The sequence below is a fragment of the Rhodococcus sp. 105337 genome, from assembly GCF_012844225.1.
Classification (GTDB): Bacteria; Actinomycetota; Actinomycetes; order Mycobacteriales; family Mycobacteriaceae; genus Rhodococcus.
Genome location: NZ_JABAGQ010000004.1, coordinates 219,306 through 236,135, shown reverse-complemented (window position 1 = coordinate 236,135; position 16,830 = coordinate 219,306). Strand labels below are relative to the sequence as shown.

The following is a 16,830-nucleotide window of genomic DNA, read 5'->3' as shown; positions in this document are numbered from 1 at the left end:
GAGATGGTGCCTGCGGGCTTCGCCCTGCATGGTGTCGAGCGGTATGCATCGAGCGACCTCCGATCCTTGCACCGGTCAGTCACGCTTTTCTCGGCACGCCGGCGCACTGTCGCCGGAAGGACGAGACTTGCAGTCCGACGCGAGCATATACACCGTGTTTGTGTCACGCGGGTCAATCGCGTCAACTCGAACGGGCCGCTCATGAACAGGTTCTCGCGGTACACCTCGCGATCGCCCGGATAGTCCGTTCTTCGCCGTCGATCCCGTTATCCCGTACCCGTACGGTCGTGTAGCCCTAGACTTGCGCCGTGGACGCTGTCCAGTGGCTCGGGATCATCATCCTTGGGTTGACGCTGCTGGATGTATTCCTCACCGCCCTCAATTACGACGACGCAGGCTTTCTCACGCGCGCTGTGACGTCGTGGGTCTGGCGTGTCATCAGACGAGTGACGCGAAAGATGTCACGCGGACGGCGACCCGCCGTACTCCGTCAGGTCACGGGCATTCAGCTCATCGTCACGGTGGGCATGTGGGTGGGCGGCACGATCCTGGGATACGCCTTCATCTACGTCGGCATGATGAGGGAGCAAGACTTCCTGTACAACGGCGGCACCGACGATGCCTTCGGCGCAATTTATTTCAGTACAGCCCAGCTCTCCACGGTGGGCACGTCCCAAGTCGTTCCCGACACCGATGTATCCCGGATCATCTCGGTCCTGGAGACTCTCACCGGTGTCGTGCTCGTCTTCCTGATTCTCACGTTTCTTCTCGGGGTCTACGGAGTGATCAGCGCCCTGCGCGGTCTGTCCGCGCAGTTCTACAATCCCGGAAACAGCGTCGGCGACCCGGTCGCGAGCCTGAAGCCGTACTTCCCGGGCGGCGAATCGCGCGACCTCGACTCCAAACTCTCGTCCATCGCCGACAGTTTCAGCAGCTACACCGACGGTGTCCGGCTGCACCACTCCGCCTACTACTTCCAGAGCGGCCGCGACACGTTCTCGCTGCCGTATTCGATCCGGATGCTGAGCGGGGTCGTCGGGGCACTTCGGTGGGGGTTGCCCAGATCCCACCCGGTGACTGTCGAGCCGATGCTGCTTCCGCTCACCGACCAGTTCCTGAAGTTCGCGGACTACATGCATCCTCTGCTCGGGTGGACGAGCACCGATGTTCCCGAGACGAGGTCGCGTGGGGAGTTCCGCCGGCTGATCGGGGAGGACATCGAGCTGCACCGGACGGACGGACATCGCTCGGCGCCTCCTGTCGAGAGCGAGGATCCGTGGGTTGCCCGGTTCGCCCGGGTGAATCGGAAGATGGGCGAACTCGTTCACCTCGAACCACTCACCGATCTCGACGAGGCCTACGAACGGTACGTCGAGTGGCTGCCGTTCGCGTACCGGGCGCAACAGTTCACCGATGCGGTCGGCCGGGACCTCGATTATCAGCCGGTGTACGCGCCCGGCTGGGCGGATGTTCCGGAAACCACTGCTCCGGGAACCCGGAAGCCCGCCACCGGCGGCGTACGAGCCTTCTTCGCCAACCGGTTCACGCTCATCGATCCCGGCTACATCCGGCTATTCGGGTCCTTGCGCGTGCTCATCGCGGCGGTGGTCTCGGTGGCGGTGGTGGCGATCGGCCTCGAACTCGCAGGGAAAGCCCCGATGCCCACGGCCATCTTCGGCGGAATGATCGCGATGTTCGCGGGCGGGGTTGCGGCGCAAAGCGGTGCGCGCCCGGGACTCGCCAAGTTCGGCGGGATGCTGACGCTCGTCCCCGTGGTCGTCGCGGTCGGTTTGATCACCCTGGTTCCACGCGAACGGTTGCCGTCGGTGCTCGCCGTCGCCGCCCTCGCCTTCGTGGGTGTGTTGCTGTCCCGGTTCGGACCACAAGGGGCCGGGCTCGGCCGCGTGTTGTTCATGACGTTCTACTTCAGCCTGCTGCTTCGGCTGAGCCCTGACGATTTCTGGCTGTACGCACTGACGGGGCTGGTGAGCGTCACCGCGTCGGTACTCGTTCAGTTCATTCCGCTCGGTCACGGACACGTCGGGCTCGTACGGAGCGGCGTCCGGGCGTTCGAGAACAGTGTTGCGCACAGCATCGATCCCCTCGTCGATACGGTGTCGGCAGCCCGGTGGGATCCGGATCTGCGCAAACGTATGCACAGCGGACTCGACCAACTCCACCACACCGCGTCCTTTCTGGGAGGTCAGCTCACCAAACAGGACCCGGCCCTGCACTTCTCCGCAGAGCAGCAGAACAACCTGCGAATACGTCTCTTCGATGTCGAGCTCGCAACGGTCAATCTGTCTGCGGCGGCTCGGGATGCGACCGGGTCGGGCATGCCCATCCCGGTCCGGGCTCGGCTCGCCGGCGAACTCGAACAGCTCCAGCTCCACATTCGTAGTTATCCGGACCTTCCGGCGTGGATGGGCGATTCCGGAGACGAGAACGACGCGATCCGTCCACCCGACGACGTGCCCGATCCCATCGACTGGCCTCTGCCGGCGCAGCGGTTGCATCATGCCGTGCGCGAACTCCGGTTTGCTGTGGACGCGTTGCATACCGCCCGCCCCGAAGACCTCATCGGCAGCCCCGGCGACACCGATGGTGCAGGCTCGACTTCCGCGGTCGGAGCGGGATCTGCTGCGGGTGAGCAGGAATCGTCCTCCGCTCCGAGCGGAGGACGCGCGCCGGCCGGCACGAACGCCGGGCCGATCCGACGCGCGGTGCAGGCCGCACTCGCGACCGGGCTGGCCCTCTGGATCGGAGGGTCCGTATCGGAGACCTACCAGTATTGGGCCGCGCTGCCGGCGTTCTTTGTACTGGGTGAGACGGACGGGGAGACGTTTCTCAAGGGGATGCAGCGCATCGTCGGAACCGTGGCCGGAGCCGCGATCGGGTTCGGCTTCGCGATCGTGGTCGGGACCGACACTCCCGTGGTCCTCCCGCTGCTGGCCCTGTGCATCTTGGCGTCGACGTACTTCCGTCCTGTGTCGTCCGTCCTGTCGGCGCTCTGGATCACGGCGTTCGTCGCGTTGCTCTACGACCTGCTGGGAAGACTGGATACCGAAACCATCGAACTGCGTGTCGTGGAGACGGTGATCGGAGCGGGGCTCGCGCTGGTGGTCGCCGCGGTCGTTCTGCCCACCCGTACCCGCACCCGCTTGTCGTCGGACACGTCTCAGTTGGTGCGGACCGTCCAGGACGTCACCGGCATCTGTCTCGCACACCTGCGGTCCGGATCCACGGGGACCCTGGACAGGCAGGAACTCGCACGCCGGGAACTCGCGCTGACCACGCTGGTCCAGAAGGTCGAGGCCACCGCCGTCCCGCTGCGCCGTTCTTCCGGGGCGCTCGATGTCCGGGGGATCGAAGGGCGGCTCACCGCACTGTGGGCTCTGTTGTTCTACACGCGGCATCTGGTGTCCGCCACCGAGCGTCTCTCGGCCGACGAGAACGTCCTGACCGACTCGCAGTGGGGCGCGATCCAGGATATCGGTGAGGACAACTTCGAGGCCCTGCTGAAAGCGCTGGCAGGGGAGACGCCCTCCGCGGTGCAGGAGGACATGCAGGCCACCGACGAGTACGACATCCCGCACGACAGCACGTTGTCCCGTGTGCTCCAGTCTCTCGAACGAATCGATCAGACCGTGACCTTCATGGTCGAAGAGGTGTTGCCGAGTGAAGGGCGACTGTCGCGGTTCACGTCGTCGTTCCGCCGGGTCTGAACCCGAATCTCGGGAGACTGTCCGAATACACTGCCGGGCAGTCGTTTCTGTTTCGTCTCGATCCGCGGCGACGCCGCCGGGCGGAGCGTCCGTGCTGGTGACCGGCACGTGCGATGCGCTCGTCTAGACTCGATCGATGTGGCCCACCCGATGATTGCCCCCTCGATTCTGTCCGCCGATTTCGCTCGTCTCGCCGACGAGGCGCAGGCCGTCGCCGGTGCCGACTGGCTCCACGTCGATGTGATGGACGCCCATTTCGTGCCGAACCTGACTCTCGGTCTGCCCATCGTGCAGTCGCTGCTGAAGGCGACGGACATCCCGCTCGACTGCCATCTGATGATCGAGAACCCGGGCCGGTGGGCCCCGCCCTATGCCGAAGCGGGCGCACACAACGTGACGTTCCACGCCGAGGCGACGGACGATCCGGTGGCCGTGGCCCGCGATATCCGCGCCGCAGGCGGTAAGGCCGGACTGTCCGTCAAACCGGGCACCCCCATCGAGCCCTACCTGGAGATCCTCCGCGAGTTCGACACGCTGCTCGTCATGAGCGTCGAACCCGGTTTCGGCGGCCAGGCGTTCATTCCCGACGTACTCGACAAGGCGCGCGCGGTGCGGAGACTGGTGGACTCCGGCGAACTGCGCCTCCTGGTGGAGATCGACGGCGGAATCAACGCGGACACCATCGAAGCGGCGGCGGAGGCCGGCGTGGACTGCTTCGTGGCCGGTTCCGCCGTCTACGGTGCCGAGGATCCGGCCGAGGCGGTGCGCAAGCTGCGCGCACAGGCGGCGGCCGCCTCGCCGCACCTGACGCTCGCGACGTGACGCCCCCCGAAGTCACCGAGGCATTCCAGTTCGCGCTGGATGCGTCGGAGGCCGTGCGGGGAACCACCAGCCCGAACCCGCCGGTCGGCGCCGTGATCCTCGACGCGAACGGGCAGGTCGCCGGGGTAGGTGCCACAGCACCTCCGGGTGGTCCGCACGCGGAAGTGCGGGCCCTGGCTGCGGCCGGCGACCGGGCACGCGGCGGCACCGCCGTGGTCACCCTCGAGCCGTGCAACCACACCGGACGCACCGGCCCCTGCGCCCGCGCGCTCATCGACGCCGGAATCGTGACGGTGTACTACTCCGTCCCGGACCCCGGTCCGGTGGCAGGGGGAGGAGCAGAGACCCTGCGTGCCGCGGGGATCACGGTGCATCCGGGACTCGGGGCCGACGCCGTCATCCACGGCCCGTTGCGGGCCTGGCTTCACCGGGCACGCACCGGCCGGCCCCATGTCACGTGGAAGTACGCGGCGACGCTCGACGGCCGGAGCGCCGCGCAGGACGGAACCAGCCAGTGGATTTCCGGACCGGAAGCGCGTGCCAGGGTGCACGACGAGCGCAGTCGGCTCGACGCGATCGTCGTCGGCACCGGGACGGTTCTGGCCGACGATCCGTGGCTGACCGCCCGGCTGCCCGACGGAGATCTCGCACCGCACCAACCGCTGCGCGTGGTCGTGGGGATGCGGGAGATCCCGACCTCGGCACGTGTGCTCGACGACGCGGCGCCGACGCTCGTGCTGCGTACCCGCGACATCGGGGACGTCCTCGACGCCCTCGCCGACCACCCGGACGTGCTGCTCGAGGGCGGGCCGCGACTTGCCGGGGCGTTCCTCGCCGCGCGCAGTGTCGACCGGATACAGGCCTACCTCGCGCCGATGTTCCTGGGTGCGGGAACGCCCGCTGTGCAGGACGCCGGCGTACACAGCATCACCGAGGCGCTACGGTTTCGTCGGGAGCGCATCGACACCGTCGGCGCGGACGTGTTGTTGACCCTGGTCCCGGAACGGGATCTGTGAGACCGGTCCCGGAACGGGATCTGTGAACCGAACCCGGCCTCGGCCGGGAGTGAAGGAGCCCGAACGTGTTCACCGGCATCGTCGAGGAACTGGGTGAGATCGTGGCGCGAGAGGATCTCGCGGACGCAGCGCGCTTCACCGTGCTCGGCCCGGTGGTGACCTCCGACGCGAAACACGGCGACTCGATCGCCGTCAACGGCGTGTGCCTGACGGTGGTGGACGTGCAGGCCGGCGACTCCTTCACGGCGGATGTGATGCAGGAGACACTGAACCGGTCTTCGCTGGCGCGGCTCGCCGCGGGAAGCCGGGTCAACCTCGAGCGTGCTGCCGCGCTGAACAGCCGGCTGGGCGGGCACCTCGTGCAGGGACACGTCGACGGCACCGGCACCGTGATCTCCCGGGCGCCGTCCGAGAACTGGACGGTGGTGCGAATTTCGCTGCCGGACAGCATCTCTCGATACGTGGTCGAAAAGGGATCGATCACCGTGGACGGAGTGTCCCTCACCGTCTCCGCGCTCGGTGGCGATCCGGGTGACGAGTGGTTCGAGATCTCGCTGATCCCCACCACCTTGTCGCTGACCACTCTCGGTTCAGCCGAGCCCGGCACGCTGGTCAACCTCGAGGTCGATGTGATCGCCAAGTACGTGGAGCGACTGCAGAACGCCCGTTAGGTAGTCGTAGGGTGGACACGACAAGTGGACGCGAAGCACGAGTCGTCCGGATACGAGATTTGGAGCCCAGGCAAGTGACGAGGTTCGACACCATCGAGCGCGCGGTCGCCGATATCGCCGCCGGTAAAGCGGTAGTCGTGGTCGACGACGAAGACCGTGAAAACGAGGGTGACCTCATCTTTGCGGCGGAGAAAGCCACACCCGAACTCGTCGCCTTCATGGTGCGATACACCTCCGGGTACCTGTGCGTCCCGCTCGACGGCGACGACTGCGACCGGCTCGGGCTGCCTCCGATGTACTCGACCAACCAGGACAAGCACGGCACCGCCTACACGGTCACCGTCGATGCGAAGGAAGGCATCGGCACCGGCATCTCCGCGTCCGACCGTGCGGCGACCATGCGCCTGCTCGCCGATGCAGACTCGCGCGCCGACGACTTCACCCGGCCCGGCCACGTCGTGCCGCTGCGTGCCAAGGAGGGCGGTGTCCTGCGCCGCCCCGGGCATACCGAAGCCGCCGTCGATCTCGCCCGCATGGCCGATCTCCGTCCCGCCGGTGTCATCTGCGAGATCGTCTCGCAGAAGGACGAGGGCGAAATGGCCCGCACCGACGAACTGCGTGTCTTCGCGGACGAGCACGAACTCGCACTGATCTCGATCGCCGACCTCATCGCGTGGCGCCGCAGGCACGAGAAGCACGTCGTGCGGGTCGCAGAGGCGAGAATCCCCACCCGGCACGGGAGCTTCACGGCCGTCGGATACCAGAGCATCTACGACGAGGTCGAGCACGTCGCGCTGGTGATGGGAGATATCGCCGGACCGGACGGCGACGGGGCAGACGTCCTGGTGCGGGTGCACTCCGAGTGCCTCACCGGCGACGTCTTCGGTTCACTGCGGTGCGACTGCGGACCGCAGCTCGATGCGGCTCTCGAGATGGTCGCGCAGGAAGGCCGGGGCGTCGTGCTCTACATGCGCGGACACGAGGGCCGTGGAATCGGCCTGATGCACAAGCTCCAGGCCTACCAGCTTCAGGACGCCGGCTCGGACACCGTCGACGCGAACCTCCAGCTCGGCTTGCCCGCCGACGCCCGCGACTACGGCATCGGCGCGCAGATCCTCGTCGACCTGGGTATCTCCTCGATGCGCCTGCTGACCAACAACCCGGCCAAGCGCGTCGGCCTCGACGGCTACGGTCTGCAGATCACCGATCGGGTCCCGATGCCGCTGCGCGCCAACCGCGAGAACCTCACCTACCTGCGGACCAAGCGCGACCGCATGGGCCACGACCTCGTCGGACTCGACGAGTTCGAAGCCGGGGACGCCTGATGAGCGGGGAAGGTCTGCCCGACCTGCAACTCGGTGACGCCGCGGACCTCCGCCTCGCCGTCGTCGCAGGCAGCTGGCACGCCGAGATCTCCGGTGCCCTGATCGCCGGCGCCCTGCGCGTCGCCGATCGCGCCGGCATCACCGACGTCACGGTCGAGCGGGTCGCGGGGGCTGTAGAACTTCCCGTCGTCGCACAGCAACTGGCACGAACCCACGATGCCGTGGTCGCACTGGGCGTGGTCATCCGCGGCGGAACTCCGCATTTCGAGTACGTGTGCGACGCGGTCACCTACGGACTGACGCGGGTTGCTCTCGACGAGAGCACACCCGTGGGCAACGGGGTGCTCACCACCGACACCGAGGAGCAGGCGCGTGACCGCGCGGGACTGCCCGGCTCGGCCGAGGACAAGGGCGAGCAGGCATGCGCGGCCGCACTCGACACCGCCGTGACGTTGCGCCGGCTGCGGGAGGCCCGGACATGACCTCTGCCGACACCCGATGGGAACTCGAGGTCCGACCGGCGAAGATGCGCCTGTGGGTGATCCTCGGTGCCGTCTTCGTCCTCGCCGTACATATCGGCGCCGCGCTGGTCCTGCGCGGCGGCGGCGATTCGGGCGTGCATCTGCGACTGGCGGACCAGATCGCCATTCTCACGATCGGGATCGCGTTGTCGGGCGCCCTGCTGCTGTTCACCCGGCCCCGGTTCCGTGCCGGCGCGGACGGCGTCGCGGTGCGCAACGTCGTGGCCGAGAGACACGTCCCGTGGGACGAGGTTCGCGGTCTGTCGTTCCCCGAGGGCGCGCCGTGGGCGCGTCTCGAACTGCCGTACGACGAATACGTGCCCGTGGTCGCGGTGCAGGCGAGGGACGGCGGAAGTGCCGTCGACGCCCTGGACCGGTTCCGGGAACTCGAAGCCCGGTACAGCCGGGGTGTCGTCGGCGACGACTAACCTGGACTCGTGCCCGACCCCTCCACATACCGCCCGGCTCCCGGCACCATTCCGACGGAACCGGGGGTCTACAAGTTCCGAGACCCGCACGGCCGGGTCGTCTACGTCGGTAAGGCGAAGAACCTCCGCTCGCGTCTGAACTCGTATTTCGCCGACGTCGCATCGCTGCATCCGCGTACCCGGCAGATGGTCACCACCGCCGGCAGCGTCGAGTGGACCGTGGTGCGCACCGAGGTCGAGGCGCTGCAACTCGAGTACAACTGGATCAAGGAGTTCGATCCTCGGTTCAACGTCCGCTATCGCGACGACAAGACGTACCCCATGCTGGCGGTGACCCTCAACGAGGAATACCCCCGCCTCTTCGTGTACCGGGGACCCCGCCGCAAGGGCGTCCGGTATTTCGGGCCCTATTCCCACGCGTGGGCGATCCGCGAAACCCTCGACCTGCTGCTCCGCGTCTTTCCCGCCCGCACCTGTTCCGCCGGGGTGTTCAAACGACACACCCAGATCGGCCGTCCCTGCCTGCTCGGCTACATCGACAAGTGCTCGGCCCCGTGTGTCGGCCGGGTCGACGCCGACGAACACCGCCGCATCGTCGAAGCGTTCTGCGACTTCCTCGCCGGCCGTACCGACAAGATGGTCCGCGAAGTCGAACTGAAGATGCAGGCGGCCGCCGACGAACTCGACTTCGAGACCGCAGCCAGGCTCCGCGACGATCTCGGAGCGCTTCGCAAGGCGCTCGAGAAGCAGGCGGTCGTGCTCGGTGACGGGACCGACGCCGACATCGTCGCGTTCGCCGACGACGACCTCGAGGTCTCCGTGCAGGTGTTCCATGTGCGCGGCGGACGGGTCCGAGGCCAACGTGGCTGGGTCGTCGAGAAATCCGGCGACGTGCTCGACCGCCCCGACGACAGGAACACCCCCGGCGAAGCCACCGAGCACGTCGGCGACGTGGAAGAGGTCTCCTTGCTCGTCGAACAGTTCCTCACGCAGTTCTACGGCGAGGAAGCCGCACTCGTATCCGGTGCGCCGGCCGACGAGGAGACACACGAAGGCGGTGCGGTGCCGCGGGAGGTCCTGGTGCCCGCACTGCCCCCGGAACCGGAGGAGATGACTCGCTGGCTCGGCGGTCTGCGCGGTGGCCCGGTGCGCCTGCGGGTGCCGCAGCGCGGCGACAAGAAGGCCCTTGCCGACACGGTGCAGCGCAATGCGAAGGAGGCGCTGGCGCAACACAAGCTGCGACGCGCCGGTGATTTCACCGCGCGCTCGGCGGCATTGCAGGGAATCCAGGAAGCACTCGACCTCGATTCGGCGCCGCTCCGCATCGAGTGCGTCGACATCAGCCACGTGCAGGGCACCGATGTGGTCGCGTCGCTGGTGGTGTTCGAAGACGGACTGCCCCGCAAGTCCGACTACCGGCACTACGGCATCAAGCATGCCGCCGGCGACGGGCACTCCGACGACGTCGCGTCCATCGCGGAGGTCACGCGCCGCCGGTTCCTGCGTCACCAACGCGACACGACACCGGCCGATGCCGGCAACGGCGGCGATTTCGCGCCCGAAGCCGCGCTGGATCCCGCGACCGGCCGCCCCCGCCGATTCGCCTATCCGCCGAACCTCTACGTCGTCGACGGCGGTGCCCCGCAGGTGGCGGCGGCCGCAGAGGTCCTCGACGAACTGGGGATCACCGACGTCGCCGTGATCGGCCTCGCCAAGCGACTCGAGGAGGTGTGGGTACCGGGGGAGGAAGACCCGGTGATCCTGCCGCGCACCAGCGAGTCGCTCTACCTGCTGCAGCGCATCCGCGACGAAGCGCACCGCTTCGCGATCACCTTCCACCGCAGCAAGCGTTCCCGCCGTATGACCGCCTCGGCGCTCGACGGGGTCAAAGGCCTCGGGGAGACCCGTCGCAAGGCGCTCGTCACCCACTTCGGCTCGGTCGCGCGGTTGCGCGAGGCGGACGTCGAGGAGATCACCGCTGTGCCGGGTATCGGCAAGACCACCGCACAGGCGGTTCTCGATGCGCTGCACGCCGAGCGCACCCCGCCGGGTTCCAGCAAGGACGCCGACCCGGGTGCGCCGGTCCCGTCCGTGGGCGATGATGACCCGGTCGGCGTGTCGGCGTCGCGAGCGGAGGCTGAACAGTGACGGAAGTGGATCGTAGGTCCCGGGAGCGGGACGAGCACGGGACGAGTCCGGCAGGGGAGAAGGAAGCGCGTGCAGAGGTGATCCTCGTGACCGGACTGTCCGGTGCGGGACTGAGCACCGCTGCGACCGCGCTCGAGGACCTCGGCTGGTACGTCGCCGACAATCTGCCGCCCCAGCTCGTGATCTCGATGGTCGATCTCGCGGTGCACGCCGACCCTCCCCTCGAACGGCTCGCGGTGGTCATGGACGTGCGCAGTCGCTTGTTCACGGGCGATCTCGGGCGGGTTGTGACCGATCTCGCCGCGAGGCCGGTGAGCACCCGCGTGCTGTTCCTCGACGCCACCGATGCCGTCCTGATCCGCCGGTTCGAGCAGGTCCGGCGCAGTCACCCGCTGCAGGAGGACACCGCCGACCGGACCCTCTCCGACGGCATCGCCGCCGAACGGGCTCAGCTCGCTCCGGTGAAGGGCGCCGCCGATCTCGTCATCGACACCTCCACGCTGTCCGGGCCCGAGCTGCGCCGCAAGATCGAAGCGGCATTCGGCGACGCGGCGTCCGACACGATCAGGGTCACGGTGGAGTCGTTCGGCTTCAAGTACGGACTCCCCATGGATTCGGATCTCGTGTGCGACGTGCGGTTCCTCCCGAATCCCCATTGGATCGCGGAACTCCGCCCGTATACCGGGCAGGACCCCTCGGTCCGCGATTATGTACTGTCCCGCGACGGTGCCGAAGACTACTTGCGCACCTATCACCGGCTCCTGGAATTGACCACGGCCGGTTACCGTCGGGAGGGGAAGCGCTATATGACGATCGCGGTGGGATGCACCGGCGGCAAACACCGAAGCGTGGCGATGGCAGAAGCACTCGCCGCGCGCCTCGAGCGGGAGCCCGGGCTCGCGGTGCACGTCGTGCACCGGGATCTGGGGCGCGAGTGACCGCGCACCCTCCGACTCCACCGCCCGGCGACGCTCGCTCCGGGCCCGCGATCACCGCCCTCGGCGGGGGGCACGGACTGTATGCCACGTTGAGCGCGGTCCGGCGGCTCACCGATCGCGTCACCGCCGTGGTGACGGTCGCCGACGACGGCGGATCGTCCGGCCGGCTCCGCGCCGAACTCGGTGTGATCCCGCCCGGAGACCTGCGGATGGCCCTCGCGGCGCTGGCCGCCGACACCCCGGACATTCGTGTGTGGACCGAGGTCGTGCAGCACCGCTTCGGCGGCACCGGCGCCCTCGCGGGGCACTCGGTGGGCAACATGATCCTCGCGGGGCTCACCGAGGTGGTGGGCGATCCGGTGGAGGCACTGGACATGCTCGCCAAGGTCCTCGGACTGCGGGGACGGGTGCTTCCGATGTCGCCGATCGCACTCGACATCGAAGCCGACGTCTCGGGGCTCGAAACGGACCCCCGGGTGAGCCGGTGCATCCGCGGGCAGGTCGCGGTCGCGACCACCCCCGGCAAGGTGCGGCGGGTGCGGCTGATCCCCGCCGATCCACCGGCGTGCCCGCTCGCGGTCGACGCCGTGTGCGAAGCGGACATGGTGGTGCTCGGACCGGGTTCGTGGTTTTCGAGCGTGATCCCGCACGTGCTCGTCCCGGAACTCCACGAGGCCCTGACGCACACCTCGGCGACGAAGGTCCTCGTGCTCAACCTCGCTGCCGAGCCGGGGGAGACCGCAGGTTTCTCCGCGGAACGGCACCTGCACGTCCTCGCGCAGCACGCTCCGGACTTCCGGGTCGACCACATCGTCGTCGACGCGGGCTCGGTGACCCCGGGGCGGGAACGGGACCACCTGAGTCGCGCGGCTTCGCACCTGGGCGCGGACGTCTCGTATGCCGACGTGTCCGAAGACGGAACCCAACGACACGACCCCGCCAAGCTGGCGGTCGCACTGGAAACGTATCTGTCACCGATTCGCGGCAGCGCCCGCGCCGGAATCGGCGACCGGAGGGAGATCATCTCGTGGCAATGACAGCGGAGGTCAAGGACGAGCTGAGCAGGCTGTCGGTCACCCGTACCAGCAATCGCAAGGCCGAAGTGTCCTCCCTTCTGCGCTTCGCCGGCGGGCTGCACATCGTCACCGGCCGCGTGGTCGTCGAAGCCGAGGTCGACCTCGGTTCGATCGCGCGTCGGCTGCGCCGCGAGATCTTCGAGCTCTACGGCTATGCCGCCGACGTCCACGTGCTCGGCGCGGGTGGCCTGCGCAAGAGTTCGCGGTACGTGGTGCGGGTCGGAAAGGACGGCGAGGCCCTCGCGCGCCAGACCGGACTGCTCGACGGCCGCGGACGCCCGGTGCGAGGACTGCCCGCCCAGGTGGTCGGTGGCAGCGTGTCCGACGTAGCCGCGGCATGGCGGGGAGCCTTCCTCGCACACGGCTCGCTTACCGAGCCCGGACGGTCGTCGGCGCTGGAGATCAGCTGCCCCGGACCCGAAGCCGCGCTCGCGCTCGTCGGTGCGGCTCGCCGCCTCGGCGTCACGGCCAAAGCGCGGGAGGTACGCGGCGCCGACCGCGTGGTGATCCGCGACGGTGAAGCCATCGGAGCGCTCCTCACCCAGATGGGAGCCCAGGACACCCGGTTGACCTGGGAGGAGCGCCGGATGCGCCGGGAAGTACGGGCGACCGCGAATCGGCTCGCGAATTTCGACGACGCCAACCTGCGCCGATCCGCGCGCGCGGCAGTCGCGGCTGCGGCCCGCGTCGAGCGGGCTCTCAACATTCTGGGCGACGACGTTCCCGAGCATCTGGCCGCTGCCGGCACGCTCCGGGTCGAGCATCGCCAAGCCTCCCTCGAGGAGCTCGGGCAGCTCGCGGACCCGCCGATGACCAAGGACGCGGTCGCCGGACGCATCCGGCGTCTGTTGTCGATGGCCGACCGCCGAGCGAAGGACCTCGGGATTCCCGATACCGAGTCGGCGGTGACCGCGGAGTTGCTGGACGACGCGTAGAGGCGCACGCTTGTGGGGAGTTCGTCACACAGGGCGGATCTCACACGGTGGCCCCGGCGCATTAGGGTAGGGGTCACAACGGCACAATCATCAGCACAATTATCGAGATCTGGGCAAAGGAGCTCTACTGTGACTGTCCGCGTAGGCGTGAACGGGTTCGGACGTATCGGGCGCAACTTCTTCCGCGCAGTCGAAGCGCAGAAAGCGCTCGGCACCACTGACATCGAGATCGTCGCCGTCAACGACCTGACCGACAACGACACTCTCGCAACGCTCCTGAAGTACGACTCGATCCTGGGTCGTCTCGACAAGGATGTGCGTGTCGAAGGCGACTTCATCATCGTCGGAGAGCAGAAGATCAAGGCGCTCGAAATCAAGGAAGGCCCGGCCGCGCTTCCGTGGGGCGACCTGGGTGTCGACGTCGTCGTCGAGTCCACCGGTATCTTCACCGACGCCGCCAAGGCCAAGGGGCACCTCGACGCAGGTGCCAAGAAGGTCATCATCTCCGCGCCCGCCAAGGGTGAGGACATCACCATCGTGATGGGCGTCAACGACGACAAGTACGACGGCAGCCAGAACATCATCTCCAACGCCTCGTGCACCACCAACTGCCTCGGACCGATCGCCAAGGTCCTCGATGACAGCTTCGGCATCGAGCGCGGTCTCATGACCACGATCCACGCCTACACGCAGGACCAGAACCTCCAGGACGGCCCGCACAAGGATCTGCGTCGCGCCCGCGCCGCAGCCCTGAACGTCGTTCCCACCGGCACGGGTGCCGCCAAGGCCATCGGCCTGGTTCTTCCGCAGCTGCTCGGCAAGCTCGACGGCTACGCGCTGCGCGTGCCGATCCCGACCGGCTCGGTCACCGACCTCACCGCCAACCTCCGCACCAAGGCGTCGATCGAGGAGATCAACGCCGCGATGCAGGCTGCGGCAGAGGGACCGCTCAAGGGCATCCTGAAGTACAACACCGATCCGATCGTCTCCTCGGACATCGTCACCGACCCGCACTCCTCGATCTTCGACGCGCCGCTGACCAAGGTCATCGACGATCAGGTCAAGGTTGTGGCCTGGTACGACAACGAGTGGGGCTACTCGAACCGCGTCGTCGACCTCATCGGCCTCGTCGGCAAGTCGCTCTGAGACCCCGAACCGGACAGGACACCCGAACAGTGGCAGTTCAGACCCTGAAGGATCTGCTCGACGCCGGGGTGGAGGGGCGCGGTGTGCTGGTGCGCTCCGACCTCAACGTCCCCTTGGACGGCGCGACGATCACCGATCCCGGCCGCATCATCGCGTCCGCCCCGACGATCGAAGCACTGGCGGAAGCCGGCGCCAAGGTCGTGGTCGTGGCGCACCTCGGCCGGCCCAAGGGCGAGCCGGATCCGAAGTTCTCGCTCGCGCCCGTCGCGGCGAAGCTCGGTGAGGTGCTCGGCCGCAACGTCCAGCTCGCCGGCGACGTCGTCGGGCAGGACGCTCTGGCTCGCTCCGAGGGCCTGACCGACGGCGACATCCTCCTGCTGGAGAACATCCGCTTCGATCCGCGGGAGACCAGCAAGGACGAGTCGCAGCGTCAGGCGCTCGCCCGCGATCTCGTCGAGCTCGTCGGCGACGACGGTGCTTTCGTCTCCGACGGTTTCGGTGTCGTGCACCGCAAGCAGGCGTCGGTGTACGACGTGGCGAAGCTGCTCCCGCACTACGCCGGTGGCCTCGTCGCTGCCGAGGTGGCAGTGCTCGAGAAGCTCACCACCGACACCGAGCGTCCCTACGCGGTCGTGCTCGGCGGATCGAAGGTCTCCGACAAGCTCGCAGTGATCGAGGCGCTCGCGCCGAAGGTCGACACGCTGGTCATCGGTGGCGGAATGTGCTTCACATTCCTTGCGGCACAGGGCATTTCGGTCGGCAATTCCTTGCTCGAAGAGTCGATGATCGAGACCTGCAAGGGACTGCTGGACCGCTACGCCGATGTCCTGCACATCCCGCAGGATGTCGTGATCGCCGACAGCTTCTCGGCCGACGCCGAAGCGAAGACCGTCCCGGTCACGGAGATTCCGGACGGCTGGATGGGTCTGGACATCGGACCGGAGTCGGTGCAGCGGTTCGCGTCGTTGCTCTCGGCGGCCAAGACCGTGTTCTGGAACGGCCCGATGGGCGTGTTCGAGTTCCCGAAGTTCGCGGCGGGCACCAAGGGTGTCGCCGAGGCCATCGTCGACGCCACCGGCAAGGGTGCGTTCAGCGTCGTCGGCGGTGGCGATTCCGCTGCGGCAGTGCGCCAGCTGGGCCTGCCGGACGACGGGTTCTCACACATCTCCACCGGCGGCGGTGCCTCCCTCGAATACCTCGAGGGCAAGGAACTGCCCGGCATCTCGGTTCTGGAGGCCTGAGCGCGATGGCACGCACACCGCTGATCGCGGGCAACTGGAAAATGAATCTGAACCACCTCGAGGCCATCGCGCTGGTGCAGAAGATCGCGTTCACGCTGCCCGACAAGTACCTCGAGAAGGTCGATGTCACGGTCATCCCGCCGTTCACCGACATCCGTTCGGTACAGACGCTGATCGACGGCGACAAGATCAAGCTCACCTATGGTGCGCAGGATGTCTCCGCCCACGATTCCGGCGCGTACACCGGGGAGATCTCCGGTGCGATGCTCGCCAAGCTCGGCTGCACCTACGTCGTGGTCGGGCACTCCGAGCGACGCACGATGCACGCCGAAACCGACGAGATCGTGCGCGACAAGACGAAGGCCGCGCTCAAGCACGGCCTGACTCCGATCGTGTGCATCGGCGAGGGCCTCGACATCCGTGAGGCCGGCGACCACGTCGCATACAACGTCGCCCAGCTGAAGGGCTCGCTCGCCGGGCTGTCCGCCGACGACATCGCCAAGATCGTCGTCGCGTACGAGCCGGTGTGGGCGATCGGCACGGGCAAGGTGGCCTCGGCCGCCGACGCCCAGGAAGTCTGTGCGGCGGTGCGCTCCACCCTCGCCGAACTCGCCTCGCCCGAGGTGGCATCGTCGGTCCGTGTCCTCTACGGCGGATCGGTGAACGCCAAGAACATCGGCGAGCTCATCGCGCAGACCGATGTCGACGGTGGCCTCGTCGGAGGCGCCTCGCTCAAGGCCGACGAGTTCGCTCAGCTCTCCGCAATCGCGGCGGGCGGCCCGCTCCTGTAGGCCGGCCCGAGCAGCAGTACGGCTCACTCGATCGTGGGGCGCAGGAT

At 67.8% G+C, this 16,830-nt stretch carries 14 protein-coding genes; all 14 read left to right on the top strand.

All coding sequences use genetic code 11. The annotated features are described in order from the left end of the window. The first annotated feature begins 308 nt into the window (after positions 1-308). The 14 genes from HF886_RS09405 (at position 309) to tpiA (ending at position 16,783) form a co-directional block, all read left to right on the top strand. On the top strand, positions 309-3,725 hold the full coding sequence (locus HF886_RS09405; RefSeq protein ID WP_169621847.1) for an FUSC family protein: 3,417 nt from the start codon (positions 309-311) through the stop codon (positions 3,723-3,725). A 138-nt stretch (positions 3,726-3,863) separates the two neighbouring features. After that, on the top strand, positions 3,864-4,547 hold the full coding sequence (gene rpe / locus HF886_RS09400; RefSeq protein ID WP_169621848.1) for a ribulose-phosphate 3-epimerase: 684 nt from the start codon (positions 3,864-3,866) through the stop codon (positions 4,545-4,547). Beyond that, the gene (ribD, locus tag HF886_RS09395; protein WP_169621849.1) at positions 4,544-5,563 is read left to right on the top strand and encodes a bifunctional diaminohydroxyphosphoribosylaminopyrimidine deaminase/5-amino-6-(5-phosphoribosylamino)uracil reductase RibD; all 1,020 of its coding nucleotides are present in this window, start codon (positions 4,544-4,546) and stop codon (positions 5,561-5,563) included. Before rpe ends, ribD begins: the two co-directional genes overlap by 4 nt. A gap of 65 nt (positions 5,564-5,628) precedes the next feature. After that, the gene (locus tag HF886_RS09390) at positions 5,629-6,234 is read left to right on the top strand and encodes a riboflavin synthase (protein WP_169621850.1); all 606 of its coding nucleotides are present in this window, start codon (positions 5,629-5,631) and stop codon (positions 6,232-6,234) included. 74 nt (positions 6,235-6,308) lie between these two features. Continuing rightward, a complete protein-coding gene (locus HF886_RS09385) occupies positions 6,309-7,559 on the top strand; it encodes a bifunctional 3,4-dihydroxy-2-butanone-4-phosphate synthase/GTP cyclohydrolase II (protein WP_169621851.1) in 1,251 nt (416 codons plus the stop codon). Further along, the gene (gene ribH, locus HF886_RS09380) at positions 7,559-8,041 is read left to right on the top strand and encodes a 6,7-dimethyl-8-ribityllumazine synthase (RefSeq protein ID WP_169621852.1); all 483 of its coding nucleotides are present in this window, start codon (positions 7,559-7,561) and stop codon (positions 8,039-8,041) included. The genes HF886_RS09385 and ribH overlap by 1 nt, the downstream gene beginning before the upstream one ends. After that, entirely contained in the window at positions 8,038-8,508 is a 471-nt protein-coding gene (locus tag HF886_RS09375; protein ID WP_169652143.1) for a PH domain-containing protein, read from the top strand. The genes ribH and HF886_RS09375 overlap by 4 nt, the downstream gene beginning before the upstream one ends. Positions 8,509-8,517: 9 nt before the next feature. Then, entirely contained in the window at positions 8,518-10,656 is a 2,139-nt protein-coding gene (gene uvrC / locus HF886_RS09370; RefSeq protein ID WP_169652142.1) for an excinuclease ABC subunit UvrC, read from the top strand. A gap of 77 nt (positions 10,657-10,733) precedes the next feature. Further along, the gene (rapZ, locus tag HF886_RS09365) at positions 10,734-11,594 is read left to right on the top strand and encodes an RNase adapter RapZ (RefSeq protein WP_346765178.1); all 861 of its coding nucleotides are present in this window, start codon (positions 10,734-10,736) and stop codon (positions 11,592-11,594) included. Next, positions 11,591-12,631, top strand: a complete 1,041-nt coding sequence (gene yvcK / locus HF886_RS09360; RefSeq protein WP_346765166.1) for a uridine diphosphate-N-acetylglucosamine-binding protein YvcK — start codon at positions 11,591-11,593, stop codon at positions 12,629-12,631. The genes rapZ and yvcK overlap by 4 nt, the downstream gene beginning before the upstream one ends. Further along, positions 12,622-13,605, top strand: a complete 984-nt coding sequence (gene whiA, locus HF886_RS09355; protein WP_169621859.1) for a DNA-binding protein WhiA — start codon at positions 12,622-12,624, stop codon at positions 13,603-13,605. Before yvcK ends, whiA begins: the two co-directional genes overlap by 10 nt. 129 nt (positions 13,606-13,734) lie before the next feature. Continuing rightward, positions 13,735-14,751: a type I glyceraldehyde-3-phosphate dehydrogenase gene (gene gap / locus HF886_RS09350; protein ID WP_169621860.1), complete on the top strand. Its 1,017-nt coding sequence runs from the start codon at positions 13,735-13,737 to the stop codon at positions 14,749-14,751. A gap of 29 nt (positions 14,752-14,780) precedes the next feature. Beyond that, complete coding sequence (locus HF886_RS09345) at positions 14,781-15,992, top strand: phosphoglycerate kinase (RefSeq protein ID WP_169621861.1); 1,212 nt, start codon at positions 14,781-14,783, stop codon at positions 15,990-15,992. Between the two features lie 5 nt (positions 15,993-15,997). Continuing rightward, positions 15,998-16,783: a triose-phosphate isomerase gene (gene tpiA / locus HF886_RS09340; RefSeq protein ID WP_169621862.1), complete on the top strand. Its 786-nt coding sequence runs from the start codon at positions 15,998-16,000 to the stop codon at positions 16,781-16,783. The last annotated feature ends 47 nt before the right edge of the window (positions 16,784-16,830 follow it).

Coding starts and splice junctions, on each gene's coding strand:
- ribH (WP_169621852.1), top strand. CDS start 7,559: ATGAGCGGGGAAGGTCTGCCCGACCTGCAACTCGGTGACGCCGCGGAC.
- HF886_RS09375 (WP_169652143.1), top strand. CDS start 8,038: ATGACCTCTGCCGACACCCGATGGGAACTCGAGGTCCGACCGGCGAAG.
- tpiA (WP_169621862.1), top strand. CDS start 15,998: ATGGCACGCACACCGCTGATCGCGGGCAACTGGAAAATGAATCTGAAC.